The sequence below is a fragment of the Castellaniella sp. genome (genome assembly GCF_041677825.1).
GTDB lineage: Bacteria > Pseudomonadota > Gammaproteobacteria > Burkholderiales > Burkholderiaceae_B > Castellaniella.
This window is the reverse complement of record NZ_JBAYPG010000004.1, coordinates 131,678-148,347: the sequence shown is the minus strand read 5'-3', so window position 1 is coordinate 148,347 and position 16,670 is coordinate 131,678. Positions and strand designations below refer to the sequence as shown.

The 16,670-nt window shown below is 64.5% G+C and carries 13 protein-coding genes and 1 tRNA gene; 7 read left to right on the top strand and 7 right to left on the bottom strand.

Going from position 1 to position 16,670, the window contains the following annotated elements; translation table 11 throughout:
• From WCY17_RS03350 to WCY17_RS03340, 3 genes are all read right to left on the bottom strand, one after another.
• Nucleotides 1-753, bottom strand: a 753-nt coding sequence (locus tag WCY17_RS03350) for a tyrosine-type recombinase/integrase (protein ID WP_372700751.1), incomplete at its 3' end; no start/stop codon positions are given.
• A 174-nt stretch (nucleotides 754-927) separates the two neighbouring features.
• Nucleotides 928-1,012: transfer RNA gene (locus WCY17_RS03345), tRNA-Leu, on the bottom strand.
• A gap of 40 nt (nucleotides 1,013-1,052) precedes the next feature.
• The gene (locus tag WCY17_RS03340; protein WP_372700750.1) at nucleotides 1,053-2,042 is read right to left on the bottom strand and encodes a GlxA family transcriptional regulator; all 990 of its coding nucleotides are present in this window, start codon (nucleotides 2,040-2,042) and stop codon (nucleotides 1,053-1,055) included.
• A 170-nt stretch (nucleotides 2,043-2,212) separates the two neighbouring features.
• Here WCY17_RS03340 and WCY17_RS03335 point away from each other — a divergent pair, with 170 nt between their 5' ends.
• The 3 genes from WCY17_RS03335 to WCY17_RS03325 all read left to right on the top strand — a co-directional run bounded on the left by WCY17_RS03335 (nucleotide 2,213) and on the right by WCY17_RS03325 (nucleotide 5,149).
• Nucleotides 2,213-3,601, top strand: coding sequence for an L-serine ammonia-lyase (locus WCY17_RS03335; protein ID WP_372700749.1), 1,389 nt, complete (start codon nucleotides 2,213-2,215; stop codon nucleotides 3,599-3,601).
• Between the two features lie 97 nt (nucleotides 3,602-3,698).
• Nucleotides 3,699-4,160, top strand: coding sequence for a PaaI family thioesterase (locus WCY17_RS03330; RefSeq protein ID WP_372700748.1), 462 nt, complete (start codon nucleotides 3,699-3,701; stop codon nucleotides 4,158-4,160).
• On the top strand, nucleotides 4,157-5,149 hold the full coding sequence (locus tag WCY17_RS03325; protein ID WP_372700747.1) for an LLM class flavin-dependent oxidoreductase: 993 nt from the start codon (nucleotides 4,157-4,159) through the stop codon (nucleotides 5,147-5,149). The genes WCY17_RS03330 and WCY17_RS03325 overlap by 4 nt, the downstream gene beginning before the upstream one ends.
• 77 nt (nucleotides 5,150-5,226) lie before the next feature.
• On the opposite strand, the gene nadE is transcribed toward WCY17_RS03325, so the two are convergent.
• The 3 genes from nadE to WCY17_RS03310 form a co-directional block, all read right to left on the bottom strand.
• A complete protein-coding gene (nadE, locus tag WCY17_RS03320; protein ID WP_372700746.1) occupies nucleotides 5,227-6,084 on the bottom strand; it encodes an ammonia-dependent NAD(+) synthetase in 858 nt (285 codons plus the stop codon).
• Between the two features lie 28 nt (nucleotides 6,085-6,112).
• Nucleotides 6,113-7,804 (bottom strand): dihydroxy-acid dehydratase, encoded by a 1,692-nt coding sequence (ilvD, locus tag WCY17_RS03315; RefSeq protein ID WP_372700745.1) that lies wholly within the window; start codon nucleotides 7,802-7,804, stop codon nucleotides 6,113-6,115.
• A 105-nt stretch (nucleotides 7,805-7,909) separates the two neighbouring features.
• Nucleotides 7,910-8,614, bottom strand: a complete 705-nt coding sequence (locus WCY17_RS03310) for a Crp/Fnr family transcriptional regulator (RefSeq protein WP_372700744.1) — start codon at nucleotides 8,612-8,614, stop codon at nucleotides 7,910-7,912.
• Between the two features lie 88 nt (nucleotides 8,615-8,702).
• Here WCY17_RS03310 and ppc point away from each other — a divergent pair, with 88 nt between their 5' ends.
• A complete protein-coding gene (gene ppc, locus WCY17_RS03305) occupies nucleotides 8,703-11,630 on the top strand; it encodes a phosphoenolpyruvate carboxylase (protein WP_372700743.1) in 2,928 nt (975 codons plus the stop codon).
• Nucleotides 11,631-11,710: 80 nt separating this feature from the next.
• The gene (locus WCY17_RS03300; RefSeq protein WP_372700742.1) at nucleotides 11,711-12,346 is read left to right on the top strand and encodes a carbonic anhydrase; all 636 of its coding nucleotides are present in this window, start codon (nucleotides 11,711-11,713) and stop codon (nucleotides 12,344-12,346) included.
• Here the strand turns inward: WCY17_RS03300 and WCY17_RS03295 are convergent.
• Entirely contained in the window at nucleotides 12,337-15,120 is a 2,784-nt protein-coding gene (locus tag WCY17_RS03295) for an EAL domain-containing protein (RefSeq protein WP_372700741.1), read from the bottom strand. The genes WCY17_RS03300 and WCY17_RS03295 overlap by 10 nt on opposite strands.
• A gap of 176 nt (nucleotides 15,121-15,296) precedes the next feature.
• On the opposite strand from WCY17_RS03295, the gene WCY17_RS03290 reads away from it, so the two are divergent.
• Nucleotides 15,297-15,743 carry a carboxymuconolactone decarboxylase family protein gene (locus WCY17_RS03290; protein ID WP_372700740.1) on the top strand — a complete coding sequence of 149 codons (447 nt, stop codon included), beginning with the start codon at nucleotides 15,297-15,299 and terminating at the stop codon, nucleotides 15,741-15,743.
• 7 nt (nucleotides 15,744-15,750) lie between these two features.
• Nucleotides 15,751-16,587 (top strand): oxaloacetate decarboxylase, encoded by an 837-nt coding sequence (locus WCY17_RS03285; protein WP_372700739.1) that lies wholly within the window; start codon nucleotides 15,751-15,753, stop codon nucleotides 16,585-16,587.
• The last annotated feature ends 83 nt before the right edge of the window (nucleotides 16,588-16,670 follow it).

Below are 16,670 nucleotides of genomic sequence, written 5' to 3'. Positions count from 1 at the left end.
GCGCAGCTGGCCGGGCCGCTGGAAGACCAGGGGAGCCAAGCGCAAGGCGGCAACGGAAATGAAGTTGCCGGAGTAGGCGCGCATGTCCCTTAAAAGCTGGCCCAGTAGCTGCGGGTCAGTGATGGCGGCGTAGTGGCGGCCGCGCGGTGTCGGCAAGCCACCCGTACGGTTGTTGACGAAATTCTGGGCCGGTTCCAGTACGCCGGTATCCACAGCGTACTGATAGACGTGCTGGACGGCCTCGCGGACACGCTGAGCCGTTTCCAGGTTGCCGCGATCCTTGATGCGATGCAGGCACCGAACGATTTCCGGGGGCCTGATAGTCTCCATCGCTTTGTCACCTACCCACGGGAATACGTGAATCTCCAGGTGACGAGTGACCTTGCTTTTGTAGCCGGCAGACCAGACGCGATCCTTGCTGGCACTTTCGAGCCAGGCGCGCGCCATCAGCTCGAAAGTATTCATCTTGGCGATCCTGGCTTGCTCTTGCTGCTCTCGTCGAGCGTCTTGCGGGTCGATGCCTTGAGCGCGCAGCGCGTTCGCCTCTCTGGTGAGTTCACGTGCCATCGCGAGGGTGATCGTCGGGTAGGCGCCCAGGCCGATCTTGACTTGCTTTTCGTTGGACTTGTAGCGATAGAGCCAGCTCTTGCTGGTTGCGCGAACGCGCAGATAAAGTCCGTCACCGTCGGCCAGCAGGTACTCTTTGGCACTGGGTGAAGCAGTGCGGATCTTCAGATCAGTCAGGAATCCCATTGGAGTCCCCCTTAAGAAAAAACCGGGCTGAAACCAGTCTAGGGGACTCCCTGGGGGACGCGCAAGCTTGGGATTTGTTGAAACTTGATGGAACTTCATGGGTTAAGTTTCTATCCTAACCGCATGATTTCCTTGAGAATTTGGTGCAACTTGAACCTGTTTGGAACAAGCCGTTGGTGCCCGGGGCCGGAATCGAACCGGCACGCCTTGCGGCGGGGGATTTTGAGTCCCCTGCGTCTACCAATTTCACCACCCGGGCAGATGAGGGTGCACATAGCCCCCCCGAGGCAGGTTGGCCATTATACGGCGTTTTTGTCATCCTGAACCTGTCTGCGCCAGGCACCTGGCGTGACGCCATGCGCGGCCCTGAAGCTGCGTGCCATGTGGGCGGCGTCGGCATAGCCGCAATCTGCGGCAAGCACCGACAGCGGCATGCGCGTGTGCCTGAGCTTCCACTCGAGCAGGCGCAGGCGGGCGGCACGCGCCTGTGCCTGCGGCGAACTGCCCAGGTGTTCGCGAAACAGGCGCTGCAGATGCCGCACCGATACCCCCACGCGCTCGGCCAGATGGTCTGCTGACAGGGGCTGCGCGGCATACTGTTCGATCAGCACCAGAGCCCGCTGCAGCGCCGGGGGCACCGGATGCAGTTCGGGGCGGGGCGCGGGTGCCAGCAGGGCACCCGGGCCGGGCTCGGCCTGCTGCAGGCCCAACAGAGCCTGGCGGATGCCCTGCGCGGGCAGGTGGCGGCGCAGAATCTGCAGTACGGTTTCCAGCAGCGCCCCTGTGCCCCCGGCGCAGGTGATGCGGCGGCCATCCTGCACGTGCAGGCGGTCGGTGATCAACTGCCAGGGCTCGAACGCCGGAAAGCGCTGCACGAACGCGGGCCAGTGGGCCGCGTTCAGGCTCAGGCGCCGGCCGTCCAGCAGGCCGGCTTCGGCCAGAACGAACACGGCGCTGCACAGGCCTACCAGATGGCAGCCTGCACGCGCGGCCTGGCGCAGCCAGACATGCAGCCCCGTGCTTGCGGCGCCGGGTTCCGGCGCCTGAGCACCCCCCACCAGAACCACGCAATCGAAGCGCGCCGCCTCGCCCAGCAGACCTTCAGGCACGATCTGCGTGCCATTGGCAGAGCGCACCGGAATCAGGGTATCGGCCACGATCTCGGCGGTACACAGCGGCTGCTCATCAGAGCCACTGGGCAACAGGCCGACCATATCGGCAAAGGGCGCCAGTGCACCCAGGGTGAATTGGGGCATCAGCACGATCCCCATCCGCAAGGGCATTTCCATGAATTCAACCTATATGTCGTTATTATTCAGTTTATAACCAGCCCCTATTCAACGAAAATTATCATTCAAGGAGATCGGAATCAATATACCTGATAATTGTCGTTATTATTCAATAAAAGCGATGGAAACTGGCTAGAATCGACATCGGGACTCGTACAACAGGATTCATCATGGCCTTGTCGGTGTTCGATTTGTTCAAGGTGGGGATCGGGCCCTCCAGCTCGCATACGGTGGGGCCCATGCGTGCGGCGCGCAACTTCGCCCACGATCTGCACAGGCGCGGGCTGCTGCCGCAGCTCGACCGCCTGGCCATCCAGTTGTACGGCTCGCTTGCGGAAACCGGGGCCGGCCACCGCACCGACATGGGCATCATGCTGGGTCTCATGGGCGAAGCGCCCGATACGGTCGATCCTGCAGCCATTCCGGCCAAGATGCAGAAAGTGCACACAAGCGGGCAGCTGGCGGTGTGCGGTCGGCACGCCATAGGGTTTCGACCCGATCGCGTGTTTTCGGCCCGGATCCGGCCCATGCCCGAACACCCCAATGGCATGCGCTTCATGGCCTTCGACGCACAGGGCCAGTCCTTGCTCGATGAGCGTTATGTCTCGATCGGTGGCGGATTCATCCGCGCGCTCGACAGCATGGATACCGACGAGTCGGTACCTGAGCACGCGCCCATGCCGTACCCATTCGCTACAGGCAATGAGCTGATGGAACAGTCCCGCCGGCACGGGCTGAGCATTGCCGGGCTGATGATGGCCAACGAAGCCACCTTGCGCCCGGCGGCCGAGGTACGCCGCGGGGTACTGCAGATCGCCCGGGTGATGGACGAAGCCATCGACCGGGGTTGCGGCCTGCAGGCACCGGTATCGGACGACATCCTGCCGGGGGGGCTGAAGGTGCGCCGTCGGGCGCCGGCCCTGTATCGGCAACTGTTGCACACGCCGCGCAAGCGCGATGACGTGATGTTCGCCATGGACTGGGTCAACCTGTATGCCATGGCCGTCAACGAAGAAAACGCCGCCAGCGGGCGGGTGGTCACGGCGCCCACCAATGGCGCATCGGGGCTGCTGCCCGCGGTGCTGCGCTATTACCGCCGATTCATTGCGGGCTGGTCGGAAGATGGGGTGGTCGATTTTCTGCTCACGGCCGCCGCCATCGGTTTTCTGTACAAGAAGAATGCCTCCATTTCCGGCGCCGAGGTCGGCTGTCAGGGCGAGGTCGGGGTGGCCTGTTCCATGGCGGCGGCCGGTCTGGCAGCCGTATTGGGGGGCACGGTGGAACAGGTCGAAAATGCCGCCGAGATCGGCATGGAACACAATCTGGGGCTCACCTGCGATCCGGTGGGTGGCCTCGTCCAGATCCCCTGCATCGAGCGCAACGCCATGGGGGCCAACAAGGCCATCAATGCCTCGCGTCTGGCGCTGCACGGTAATGGCCAGCACCATGTGTCGCTCGATAATGTCATCGAAACCATGCGCCAGACCGGGGCGGACATGAAGTCCCAGTACAAGGAGACCTCACGCGGGGGGCTGGCGGTGAACGTGGTCGAATGCTAGCGGCACAGCCGACAACACGGCTGGCAGCACAGTCAGCATACTAGCCCGAAGCGGTCACAATCTGCGATCATGGTGGCTTTGGCAATCCGGAGTCACGATGAGCACTGCCACCCCCACACCCGATCACGTCACACACCAGGCGCTGCGCACACGCATCGAACACGATATCGCGCGCTCTGGCCTGATGCAGCATCTGGGCGCGCGCCTGGGCGATGTCGCACCTGGCCGCGTACATATCCACCTGCCGTTTGCTGCCAGCGTCACCCAGCATCTGGGCCTGTTTCACGCGGGTGCCACGGCAACCATCGGCGATGCGGCCGGGGGCTGGGCCGCCCTGACGCTTCAGCCGCCCGGGCATACGGTGCTTACGGTCGAATTCAAGATCAATCTGCTCGCTGCCGGGCAGGGCGAGTCACTCGAAGCCGTGGGCCGCGTCGTGCGCAGCGGCCGCACCCTGACGGTCTGTCAGGTGGACATCTTCGCGCTGCAGGCGGGCGAAAAGACCGCCATTGCGCTGATGCAGCAGACCATCATGGCCATGCCGGAGCGTCAGCCGTGAGCCGCAACATCCCGTTTTCCGTCCTCGATCTGGCCCCTATCCGCGCAGGTGGCGATGCGGCCGAATCCTTCCGCCATTCCATCGATCTGGCCCGGCACGCCGAAGCACTGGGATACCAGCGCTTCTGGATGGCGGAGCACCATGGCATGCCCGGCATTGCCAGTGCCGCCACGGCGGTGCTGATCGGCCACGTGGCTGGCGCCACACAACGCATTCGGATCGGTGCAGGCGGCATCATGCTGCCCAACCACTCGCCCCTGGTGATCGCCGAGCAGTTCGGCACCCTCGATGCCCTGTATCCGGGGCGCATCGACCTGGGCCTGGGCCGCGCACCGGGTTCGGACCAGATCACGGCGCGCGCGCTGCGGCGCAATCTCGCCAGCCACCCGGATGCCTTCCCGGAAGATGTCGCCGAGCTCATGGATTACTTCGCTGGCCGGGGGCCCGTGCCGGCCGTGCCGGGTGACGGCGCGCGGGTGCCCATCTGGATTCTGGGCTCGAGTCTGTACGGGGCCCAGCTGGCGGCCGCATTGGGCCTGCCCTACGCCTTTGCCTCGCACTTTGCCCCGGCGCAGATGCGCGATGCAGTGGCGCTGTATCGCCGCCTGTTCCGACCGTCCGCGCAACTCGATGCACCCCGTGTCATGCTCGGCTACAACGTGTTTGCCGCAGACACAGACGAAGAAGCCCACTGGCTGGCCAGTTCGTGGCAGCAATCCTTCATCAGCCTGCGCACCGGCCGACCAGTGCGCCTGCCGGCACCCGTTGAAGGCTATGTCGATACCCTGCCCCCAGCCGCGCGCGCCCTGCTCGATCACGTACTCGCCTGCACTGCAATCGGGTCGCCCGACACGGTGGCCGCCACCATGCGGGCCTTCATCGATGAAACCGGGGCCGATGAACTGATTCTGACCTGCAACATGTACGAGCCCGCTGCGCGCCTGCGCTCGTTCGAGATCGCGGCCCAGCTGATGCCCGCGGCGTCATGACTCGAGAACACCCGCCTTGCGAACGTCCACGCGGCACACAGCCACCTTGCCACGGGGTGGCCGGGCACACGCGGGCCTCAATGATGCGCGCCGTGTGCCAGCGTCAGTGGTGACACCGGCATGGCTCTTTTGTGGGCGCTGGCCCGCCAGGCCGCAATGATGGTGTCCCAGGCCTCGGGCGGGATTTCGCGCCCCTCGAGAAAGTCGTCGATCTGCTCGTAGGTAACCCCGAAGGCCTCTTCGTCGGGCTTGAGCGGGCGCAAGGCCTCGAGATCAGCCGTGGGCACCTTGAAAACCAGCGCATCGGGCGCCCCCATGGCCAGCCCCAGGGCCCTGACGCGGCGCTTGTTCAGCCCGGCCAGGGGCATGACGTCGGCCGCCCCATCGCCATACTTGGTGAAAAACCCCATGAGCGCCTCGGCCGCATGATCGGTGCCCACCACCAGTGCGCCACGGGCACCCGCCACGGCATACTGGGCCACCATGCGCTCACGCGCCTTGATGTTTCCATGGATGAAATCCTGCCGGGCGGGATCACGAAATGCCAGGCCCGCACCGGTCAAAGCCCCCAGCAGGGCGCTGGCGGCGGGCTCGATATCGACCACCAGTGTTTCGTCGGGCTGTATCAGGGCCAGCCCGGCCTGCGCATCGGCCTCGTCGGCCTGCTTGCCGCAGGGCAGGCGCATGGCCACGAACTGCGCCGGCCTGCCCAATGCCCGTACCCGCTGCACCGCCCGTTGTGCCAGAAGCCCGGCCACCAGGGAATCCACCCCGCCACTGATGCCCAGCACCAGACCCTGCGCCCCGGTGCGCTGCAGGCAATGGACCAGGAAATCCACGCGCCGGGCGACTTCTGCCGGTGCGTCGAAGGCATCGACCACGCCCAGGCTGGTACGGATCTGTACCTGAAGGGCCTGTTGTGCCGGACTCAGCATGATGACGTTCTCACTGGGTTTGAACCCTTCAGGCCGGGGTATCGAAGCGATCGAGCACGGCGCCCGTGCTGGCATCCGAGCAATTGAACGCAAACTTGGCCTGCACCCCGCGCAGATAACGGGGCTTGGGCGGCGTCCAGGCCGCGCGCCGCCGGGCAATGACCTCATCGGGCAGGTTCAGCTGAAGCAGTTGCCGATGGGCATCGATGGTGATGGAATCCCCCTCTTCCACCAGCGCGATGGTGCCGCCCACGGCGGCCTCGGGGGCGACATGCCCCACCACCATGCCCCAGGTGCCCCCCGAGAAGCGGCCATCGGTGATCAGACCGACCGAGTCACCCAGACCCTCGCCCACCAGGGCACTGGTGGGCGCCAGCATCTCGGGCATGCCGGGCCCGCCCTTGGGCCCCAGGTAGCGCAGCACCATGACATCGCCCGCCTTGATGCGCCCGGCGAGGATGGCGTCCATGGCTGAAGGTTCATCATCGAACACACGCGCCGGACCAGTAATGGCCGGATTCTTCAGGCCAGTGATCTTGGCGACCGCGCCGAGTTCGGCCAGATTGCCCCTGAGAATCGCCAGATGGCCTTCGGGGTACAGGGCCTGGCTGATGGGAAAGATGATGTTCTGATCGGCCGGTGGGGCATCGGGCACATCGGCCAGCACCTCGGCAATGGTCTGCCCGGTGATGGTGATGCAATCGCCGTGGAGCAGGCCGGCATTGAGCAGGATCTTCATCACCTGCGGCACGCCCCCTGCCTTGTGGAAGTCCACCGCCAGAAATTCGCCACTGGGCTTGAGGTTGCAGATCACCGGCACCTTGCGGCGCACGCGCTCGAAATCATCGATGGACCATTCGACCTCGGCCGCATGGGCAATGGCCAGGATGTGCAGCACCGCATTGGTGGACCCCCCCGTGGCCATGACTACCGCCACGGCGTTTTCGATGGAGCGCCGGTTGACGATGTCACGCGGCTTGAGGTCCATTTCGACCGCTTTGAGCAGCACGCGACCCGACTCGGCCGCGGAATCGAGCTTTTCCTGGTGCACGTTGGCCATGGTCGACGAATACGGCAGGCTCATGCCCATGACCTCGAAGGCCGAACTCATGGTGTTGGCGGTGTACATGCCGCCGCAGGACCCGCTGCATGGAATGGCGTTCATTTCGATGTTGCGCAGGTCTTCCGCGCTCATGCGGCCTGCGGCATGCTCGCCCACGGCCTCGAACACGCTGACGATGTTCAGGTCCTTGCCGTCGTAGTGACCCGGCAGAATGGTGCCGCCATAGACATAGATGGAGGGTACGTTTGCACGCAGCATGCCCATCATCCCGCCCGGCATGTTCTTGTCGCAGCCCCCGATGACCAGCACGCCATCCATCCACTGCCCCTGCACACAGGTTTCAACGCAGTCGGCGATCACCTCGCGCGAGACCAGCGAGTACTTCATGCCCTCGGTGCCCATGGCCATGCCGTCGGAAATGGTGGGCGTGCCGAACATCTGGGGGTTGCCGCCAGCCTCTTTGATTGCTGCAGCCGCGGCATCGGCCAGGGGCTGCAGACCGCTGTTGCACGGCGTGATCGTGCTCTGGCCATTGGCAATCCCGATCATGGGCTTGCTGAAGTCTTCTTCGGTGTAGCCCAATGCGTAATACATCGAGCGGTTCGGGGCACGCTCCACCCCCTGGGTGATGTTTGCGGAACGCAACTTTTTGGCCATGGCGGAATCCTTCGTTGAATTGCAGCAGAATGAACAAGTTTAAGATGTTTGCGGGCCGGCTGTGAACCCTTGCCGGCGAGCAGCGGGATTCACAGCCGGATCGGGTCAGAAGCTGCGGCGCGCTGCCGCCGCGAGTTTCTCGACAAACGGGCGGTCCTTGATCGCCCAGTGGCGGCGCGCGCCCTGCAAGTGCCCCTGCGCCACCCATTCAGCCAGCATGCGGCTGAGCGTCTCCGCCCGCACCCCCAGATGCACGGCCAGCTGGCGCTGCGTCAAGGGCAGGGCGACACGCCCGTCGGCCTCTTCGGGCAGGCGCAGCAGATAGGCCGCCAGCCGCTGGGCTGCCGTGCTGTCACTGAACCATTCCACTTCATTGATGCGCCGGTAGATCTGATCGCTGAGCCGGGCCAGCAACCGGAGCGCCAGCTCGGGCCAGGCCTGACACACGGCCAGCAGGCCCTGGCGCTTGAGACACAGCACGATACTGTCACCGCGCGCCCGAGCCTGCATCGGATAGCGCCCATGGGACATGAACATGGCCGTTTCGGCCAGCAGCTGGCCTGCACGGAAGATATGGAAGACGCGCTCGTGGCCATCCTGGGTGTGCCGCAGGATCTCGACCTGCCCACCGAGCACATACAGGTATTCGAGGGCTTCATCGCCTTCGCTGAACAAGGTCTCGCCATCCTGCACGTGCAGGGTGGCCACATTGAGCAGCAGTGGGGTGTGGAATTGGGCGGGCAGCCCCTGGAACAGGGGATGGCCCAGGACCAGGACAGGACCGTCGCGCGTGACAGCAGAGCGTTTCATGGTGCGTCGAGTGACCGTACAGAAAATCAAATCAATGGCAGTCGTCAAAGATCCTCATGATACAGCCTGAGGCACAAAAGCCCTTATCATGTCAGCTCCCGCCGCCTGCACTGGAACGCGTGCAGCCCTGCGTCCCGTCTCATACCCAGCTGGAGCCAACGTGAAGCCAGATCCATCGCCCGAAATCATCAGCCCCCTGCGCCAGGACATCCGTTTGCTGGGCAAGACGCTGGGCGAGGTGATACGCGACAGTGAAGGCCGGGCCATGTTCGACGTGATCGAGCGCCTGCGCCGTGCGGCCGTGAAATTCCGGCGTGCCGGCTCGGACCGGGATGGCCGCCTGCTCGAGCGCCAGATCCGGCGCCTGGCCAATGGCGAGGTCAACTCGGTGGTGCGCGCATTCAGCTACTTCCTGCACCTGTCCAACATTGCCGAAGATCGCGACCAGACCCGCCGCCAGCGCCAGCAGTGGCTCGACCAGGGCCGCAACACACCCGGCAGCCTCGAGCACGCGCTCGAACTGCTGCAGAACAACGGTCTGGGCAAGGCACAGATCCGCAAACAGCTTGCGCAGGCCTGCATCGTTCCGGTGCTCACGGCACACCCCACCGAGGTCCAGCGCAAGAGCACCCTCGACCTGCATCAGGCGATCGCCCGGCAATTGCGCGACATGGATGGCGGCGGCGCGGCCACAGTGGATCCGGCACGCGCCCAGGAACGCCTGACGGGCCTGATTGCGGCCCTGTGGCAGACGCGCATGCTGCGCCAGAGCAAACTCACGGTGCTGGATGAAATCGACAATGCCCTGACCTACTACACCAGCACGTTCTTCAGCACCCTGCCCCAGTTGCATCTCGACATGGCCCGCTTGCTGCGCCGGCCTGCAAAATCGGCTTTTGCGCTCGACAACACCCCGCTGCCGGCGTTCATGCACATGGGCAGCTGGATTGGCGGCGATCGCGACGGCAATCCGAATGTGGATGCCGCCACCCTCGAACAGGCCCTGCTGCGCCAATGCGCCCACGTGCTGCGCCATTACCTGGCCGAAGTGCATGAACTGGCCATCGAACTGTCCGTATCGCAATCCATGATGCGGGTGACACCCGAGCTCGCCGAACTGGCGGCACAGAGCCGCGATGGCTCCGAGCACCGTCGTGATGAACCCTACCGGCGCGCCTGCATCCACATCTACGCGCGACTCGCCGCCACGGCGCAGGCCCTGACCGGGCGTACGCTGGCACGCCGCCAGGTGTATCCCGCGGCCCCCTATGCATCGGCCCAGGCGCTGGCGCACGACCTGAAGACCGTAGCCGACTCCCTGGACACGCACCATGGCGGCCTGGTGGCCCGGCTGCGCCTGACCCCGCTCTGCCAGGCGGTGGAAATCTTCGGCCTGCACCTGGCCAGCGTCGATCTGCGCCAGAGCTCCGACGTACACGAGCGCGTGCTCACCGAACTGATGCAGCAGGCCGGGGTGACGCTCGATGGCCGGCGCGTGCACTATGGCCAGCTGTCCGAGGCCGACCGCGTCCGGGTCCTGCGCCAGGAACTGCGCGAGCCCCGTCCGCTGGTTTCGCCGTGGGTCACCTATTCGCCTGAAACCCGCAAGGAACTGGACATCCTGCGCATGGCGGCGCGGTGCCGCGAGCGCTTCGGGGCCGAGGCCATACAGCAAAGCATCGTGTCACACACCGAAACACTCAGCGATCTGCTCGAGGTCCTGGTGCTGCAGCAGGAAACCGGGCTCATCGACCCTACAGTGAACGAGCGCATTCCCCAGGGCGGCCTGATGGTCGTGCCACTGTTCGAGACCATCCCGGATCTCGAGCGCGGCCCCGACATCATGGCGGCCTGGCTGGGCCTGCCCGAAGTGGCGGCCCGTGTACGCCATGCCCAGCAGGGCATACAGGAAGTCATGCTGGGCTACTCGGACAGCAACAAGGATGGCGGCTATCTGACATCGAACTGGTCGCTCTACCAGACCGAGCGCCGCCTGGTCGCCGTATTCGAGCGCCACCGTGTGCGCCTGCGCCTGTTTCACGGGCGCGGCGGCTCAGTGGGCCGCGGCGGTGGCCCCAGCTACGAATCCATCCTGTCGCAACCCCCCGGCACGGTCAACTACCAGATCCGCCTGACCGAACAGGGTGAAATCATCCAGGGCCGCTACAAAGATGCAGAAGTCGGGCGCTGGCATCTCGAACTGTTCGTGGCCGCCACCCTCGAGGCCAGCCTGGCGGCCACCACTTCGGGCGCGCAGGCGGAAGACGAGTACGCAGCACGGTATGGGCAAGCCATGGCCTGGATGTCGGACACAGCCCAGGCTGCCTATCGCAATCTGGTCTACGAAACCGACGGTTTCACCGAATACTTCTTTTCTTCAACGCCAATCCGTGAGATTGCGGGGCTGAATATCGGCTCGCGGCCATCGTCACGCAAGACGCTCGATCAGATCGAAGACCTGCGCGCCATCCCATGGTCATTTTCCTGGGCGCAATGCCGTCTGCCATTGCCCGGCTGGTATGGTATGGGTACGGCACTGCAACGCTACGTGGATGAAGGCGGCCCGGACCAGGCCCTGACCCGCGACCAGCGCCTGCAGCGCCTGCAGGCCATGGCGCAAGACTGGCCATTCTTTCGTACCCTGCTTTCGAACATGGAGCAGGTCCTGGCCAAGACCGACCTGACCATAGGGCGTGCCTATTCCGAACTGGTCGCCGACAAACAGGTGCGCAAGCAGATCTTCGAGCGTATTGCGGCCGAATACCATCGGGCGCTGGCCCTGTTCCAGACCATTGCCGGGCATGCGCTGCTGGCCCATGATGCGCCGCTGCAAGCCGCCCTGCTCGAGCGCTTCGCCTACATCGACCCACTCAATCACCTGCAGGTCGAACTCCTGCGCCGCGTCCGTTCGGCACCGGGGACGAGTCACGCCCCGGACGAGCAGGAAACGCGCGACCAGCGCGCCATCCACATGACCATCAACGGCATCGCCGCAGGCCTGCGCAACTCCGGCTGAACCGCGTATGCATGTCGGACAGGCCTGCGCGCGGGGCAGGCGTACAATCGGAAACCCTACAGCCAGAACAGGATATCGCCGTGTTCCCCACGCGTCTCATTGAAGGTTACACATCGTTTCTGCACGGGCGGCTCGAAACCGAACGGGCCCGTTACCTCGACCTGGCAGAAAACGGCCAGCATCCCGGCATCATGCTGATCAGTTGCGGCGACTCCAGGGTCGCACCGGAAACCATCTTCGATGCCGGGCCCGGCGAGATGTTCGTGGTACGCAATATCGCAGGCATCGTGCCACCGTGCGAACCCCGTTCGCAAAATGCCTTCCACGGCACCAGTGCGTGCATCGAATTCGGCGTCAACGCACTCGAGGTCAGCGACATCGTGATCATGGGCCACGCCAGCTGTGGCGGGGTGGCGGCCTACGTCAATCAGGCCGCGCCACTGACCCGGCCCGACTTCATCGGCAAATGGATGTCGCAGATCGCCCCGGTGGCCAAGAAGATCGGCCCGCAGACGGGTGATCGCGCCGAATGGATCCGCCGCATGGAATGGGGCGTGGTCGAATACAGCATGGACAATCTGCTGACCTTTCCGGCCGTACGCGAACGCGTCGAGGCCGGCACGCTGCGGCTGCATGGCGCCTATTTCGGTGTGGCCACTGGCGTGCTGTTCATCCGTGATCCCCATACCGGCCGCTTCGAGCCCTATCAGGAATAGGCCGCCAACCACTCCAGCGCGGCCCCCATGGGCATGGGCCGGGCAATGGCGTAACCCTGCGCCCTGTCGCAGCCCATATCGGCCAGCATGTGCTGGATCTCCGCAGACTCGACCCCTTCGGCCACCACCACCAATTGCAGGCCGTGGCTCATGTCGATGATCGAGCGCACAATGGCCCGGGTGTCGGCATCGTGCAGATTGGCCACGAATGAATGATCGATCTTCAAGGTATCGACCGGCAATCGCGCAAGGTAGGCAAACGACGAGTAGCCCGTGCCGAAGTCGTCGATCGCGATACGCACGCCAAGATTCCGCAGGGTGTGCAGGGCCGCCATCGCCCGGACTGGATCACGCATGAGCACCTGCTCGGTCACCTCGAGCTCGAGCAATGACGGTGCCAGTCTGTGGCGCCGCAGGGCCGCCGCCACCTGGCGCGGAAAGCGCAGATTGAGCAGATTGCGCACCGATACGTTGACCGCCACACCGACACCGGGATGGCGATCCTGCCAGGCCGCGCACGCCATGACGGCCTGATCGACCACCCAGCGGGTGAAGGCATGCACCAGGTCGCTCGCCTCGACCATGGGAATGAACTCACTCGGTGCAATCAGGCCACGCTCTGGATGCTGCCAGCGAGCCAGAACCTCGAAATCCGCCACCTTGGGCACCCCGCCCGCTTCCCTGCGCAGACGGACCTTGGGCTGCATGTGCAGCATGAACTGATTGCGTACCAGCGCGACCCGCAATTCACCGCGCATCAGCAGCCCTTTCTGCATCTGCGAATAATCACGTTCATCACAGACCCCGACGCTGGCGCTGTCATTGCGTGCCCGGCGCAGGGCCGCGTCGGCATAGCGGATCAAGTCGTCGGGGCTATAGGCCCCGGACAGATCGGCCAGCATCACCAGCCCGAATGTGGCGCTGACCCGTAGTTGCAGGTTGTCCAGATTGAAGGGGGCACGCATCTGGGTCACCAGATGCTCTGCCCTGTGCAGTGCCACTCGATGCGTATCCTGCAACAGGAAGACGAACTCATCGCCGCCCAGACGGGCGAGCAGGCAATCCGGGCCCAGTTCCTCACGCAGGCGCCTGGCCACCTGAACCAGCAAACGGTCGCCGCTTTCGTGGCCAAGAGCAGTATTCACTTCCTTGAAGGCATCCAGATTGCCCAGCACCAGCACACCGGACGGCCGCTGTACCGGTGCATCATGTACAGGCCCTGCCTGCGGCAGCAGGGCATCCAGCCGGCGGATGAATTCCGGTCGGTTGAGCAGGCCCGTCAGCACGTCGTGAGAGGCCCACCAGGCCAGGGCCTTCTGGCGCGCACGCTGTTCGGTGAGATCCTGTACCACCAGCACCTCGGCCGCTCTGCCTGCGAAGGTCACGGGCAGGCGCCGTACTTCCACATACCGCTCGGCACCTTCGACACCCTTGTGGATTTCGAACGTGCGCATGGCATCGGCCTGCTGTTCGACCACCTGGAGGCGCAGGTCTTCCATGCCCAGTGCCGGAAAGTCGGCCTGCCCATGCCCATACATCTGCTCGGCCTGCTGGTTGGCCGCGAGAAAATATCCGCTCGTGCGGTCACGCACCAGCATGGGCGTCGGGCTGTTGTCGAACAGTTCACGATAGCTGCGCTCGGAGCGCTCGAGCGAACTTTCATAGCGCTGCACGGCAGCCGCCATCTCGTCGAATTGCCGCCCGATCAGTTGCAGTTCACGCCCCCGCAGGCGATCGGCGACACGCCACGAAAAGTCGCGCGCCGCCAGCCGCCGCACCCCCTCGCCCAGCACATCCAGGCTGTGACCGGCCGCCAGCTGGACCAGCCCCCAGGCGGCCAGCAATGCCAGCATGAGCAGCAGTCCCATACCCAGAAAACCGGCCCACAAGGCCTGATTGGCCTCGGCCTGGAGGCTTTCGAGCGGAATCTGGTAGCGTACGGACAGCCCCCGGTGGTCGCTCGCCGGACCGGCCGGCAAGGAGAGTTCGAACCAGATCCTGCGCGCGTCGTCCTGGAAGCGCCGCCTCTCCAGGCCTGTTGCGCCGTCCGGATAGGGATCGATCCTGCGCTCGGGCGGCAGCACGGATACCGATCGGTGCGGTAGCGCATGGCCTTGACGATCGAGAATCCACAGATACGCGCCCGGCATGAGTTCGGGCAGGACAGCCCGCCCCTGCAGGACGCGAAGGTCCAGGGACGCAAACAGCACCCCCGTCACCTGCCCGGCATCGTCCTGGATACGCTGTGCCAGCACCATCACGGGATGGTGGCTGAGACGCCCCAGGACGAAGTTGCTGGTCACCACGCCAGACGACACCAGAGCCGCCTGAAAGTAGGCGCGATCACCCAGATGTTGCCGCATGGGCTCCGTGTCGGGCCAGGCCGAGCACAGCACCTGGCCACTTGCATCGACCATGCCCAGATTGGTGTAGGTCGGCAGATGCGTCACCAGCCGCGTCAGATAGTCGGAGCACTCGTCCCAGCGCCGATGACGCAGCACGGGTGAATGCGACAGGGCCGCGAGCAATTGCTGGGCGTCGTCGATCAGCGCCTTGTCGTACGCAGCGACAAACTGGATCAGGGTCTCGGCTTGACGGTGACCGCCATCCAGCAAGGCATGGTACTGGCGCACCACGTAATAGCCCATGCCTGCCATGGCCGGAACGGTGGCAACCAGAATGGCGAGCAGAATGCGCGCCCGTACACTACCCAGTAGATGCTGCCAATAGCGCGATCCCCGGAAAAAACCCGGATGCTTCCCTTGATCGGCCAAATACTGTCTCCAACTTTTGTGCCACACGAACACCGCACCGTGGACACAGCACCGAAAAACACGATGACAAATGTCTACTGGGCACCAGTGACTTTGCCTTATTTGTAGAGAAATCGGCGTATCGTATTAAAGTAAAACACGTTCCGCGTACTTGTTCAATGTTTCAAGGATTGTTTATGAAATCGCGTATGGACTATTTCAAAGTGGCTCCCGATCTGATGGAAGCCATGCTGCACATGGAAAAGACCGCAAAAGGTGCCGGTCTGGATCCACTGCTCTACGAATTGGTGAAGACCCGGGCCTCGCAGATCAACGGTTGCGCGTACTGCCTGCACATGCACACCGCAGATGCCCGCAAGCTGGGCGAGACCGAAATGCGCCTGTACCTGCTCAGCGCCTGGCGCGAGTCCAGCCTGTACACGCCCGCCGAGCGGGCAGCGCTGGCCTGGACCGAAGCCCTCACACGGATCGCCGACACCCAGCACGTGGCAGATGACATCTATGAAGAGCTCACCCGTCATTTCAACGACCGGGAAATCGTGGCCCTGACCCTGCTGGTCAACGCCATCAACGCCTGGAACCGTTTTGCCCTGGGGTTCAAGTCGCAGCACCCCGTCCCCTGAGGCGGCCATGACACAGACCATCGAAGCCCGGCGCGCTGCCTTCAGGGCCCTGCATGCGCAAGGCTGTTTCATCATCCCCAACCCCTGGGACATCGGCAGTGCGCAGTTGCTGCAGCACATGGGGTTCAAGGCCCTGGCCAGCACCAGTTCGGGGCACGCCTGGTCGGTGGGTCAGCAGGATGGCCAGGTGCCACTGGCGCAGGTGCTCGAGCACCTGCGCCAGCTGGTGCAAGCGGTCGACCTGCCCATCAATGCAGACTTCGTGGCGGGCTACGCGGCAAAGCCAGAGGGGGTCGAAGCGCATGTGGGCCAGGCAGTGGCCACGGGCATCGCGGGCGTCTCCCTCGAAGATGCCACGGGCGACCCAGCCCATCCGCTGCGCGCGCTGCCCGATGCCATCGAGCGCATGCAGGCGGCGCGCCAGGCCATAGACCACAGCGGGGCCGATGTCCTGCTCGTGGGCCGCGCCGAGAATTTCCTGGTGGGCCAGCCCGATCTGAACGACACCGTACGGCGCCTGCAAGCCTACGCTGAGGCCGGCGCCGACTGCCTGTATGCGCCCGGCATTCAGTCAGCCAGGCAGATCCGCACCGTCGTGCAGGCCGTGGCCCCCAAGCCGGTGAACGTACTGATAGGCAACAACCAGGCCGTGACACTCGATGACATGGCTGCGCTGGGCGTACGGCGCATCAGTGTAGGCGGGGCATTGGCGCGCTGCGCCTGGGGGGCCCTGCACAAGGCAGCCACCGCCCTGGCACAGGGCCGTTTCGACGCATTCGATGGGGCCCTGCCCTATCCGCAGGTCAACGAACTCTTCGCACGCGCGCGGTCCGGGTCAGCCTGAGCCCACGCGGGCGCTGGGGCCTGGCATCGCGCGCCGACGCCTGGCATCCGGCCCAGGCCTGAACCGTGGGGCTTGCGGTGCGG

What these genes read in the sequence shown, in the direction of transcription:
- nadE (WP_372700746.1), bottom strand. Translation starts at nt 6,084, where the DNA reads ATGCTGAGTCCGGCACAACAGGCCCTTCAGGTACAGATCCGTACCAGC.
- ilvD (WP_372700745.1), bottom strand. Translation starts at nt 7,804, where the DNA reads ATGGCCAAAAAGTTGCGTTCCGCAAACATCACCCAGGGGGTGGAGCGT.
- WCY17_RS03285 (WP_372700739.1), top strand. Translation starts at nt 15,751, where the DNA reads ATGACACAGACCATCGAAGCCCGGCGCGCTGCCTTCAGGGCCCTGCAT.
- WCY17_RS03340 (WP_372700750.1), bottom strand. Translation starts at nt 2,042, where the DNA reads ATGGAAATGCCCTTGCGGATGGGGATCGTGCTGATGCCCCAATTCACC.
- WCY17_RS03335 (WP_372700749.1), top strand. Translation starts at nt 2,213, where the DNA reads ATGGCCTTGTCGGTGTTCGATTTGTTCAAGGTGGGGATCGGGCCCTCC.
- WCY17_RS03290 (WP_372700740.1), top strand. Translation starts at nt 15,297, where the DNA reads ATGAAATCGCGTATGGACTATTTCAAAGTGGCTCCCGATCTGATGGAA.
- WCY17_RS03310 (WP_372700744.1), bottom strand. Translation starts at nt 8,614, where the DNA reads ATGAAACGCTCTGCTGTCACGCGCGACGGTCCTGTCCTGGTCCTGGGC.
- ppc (WP_372700743.1), top strand. Translation starts at nt 8,703, where the DNA reads ATGTCAGCTCCCGCCGCCTGCACTGGAACGCGTGCAGCCCTGCGTCCC.
- WCY17_RS03330 (WP_372700748.1), top strand. Translation starts at nt 3,699, where the DNA reads ATGAGCACTGCCACCCCCACACCCGATCACGTCACACACCAGGCGCTG.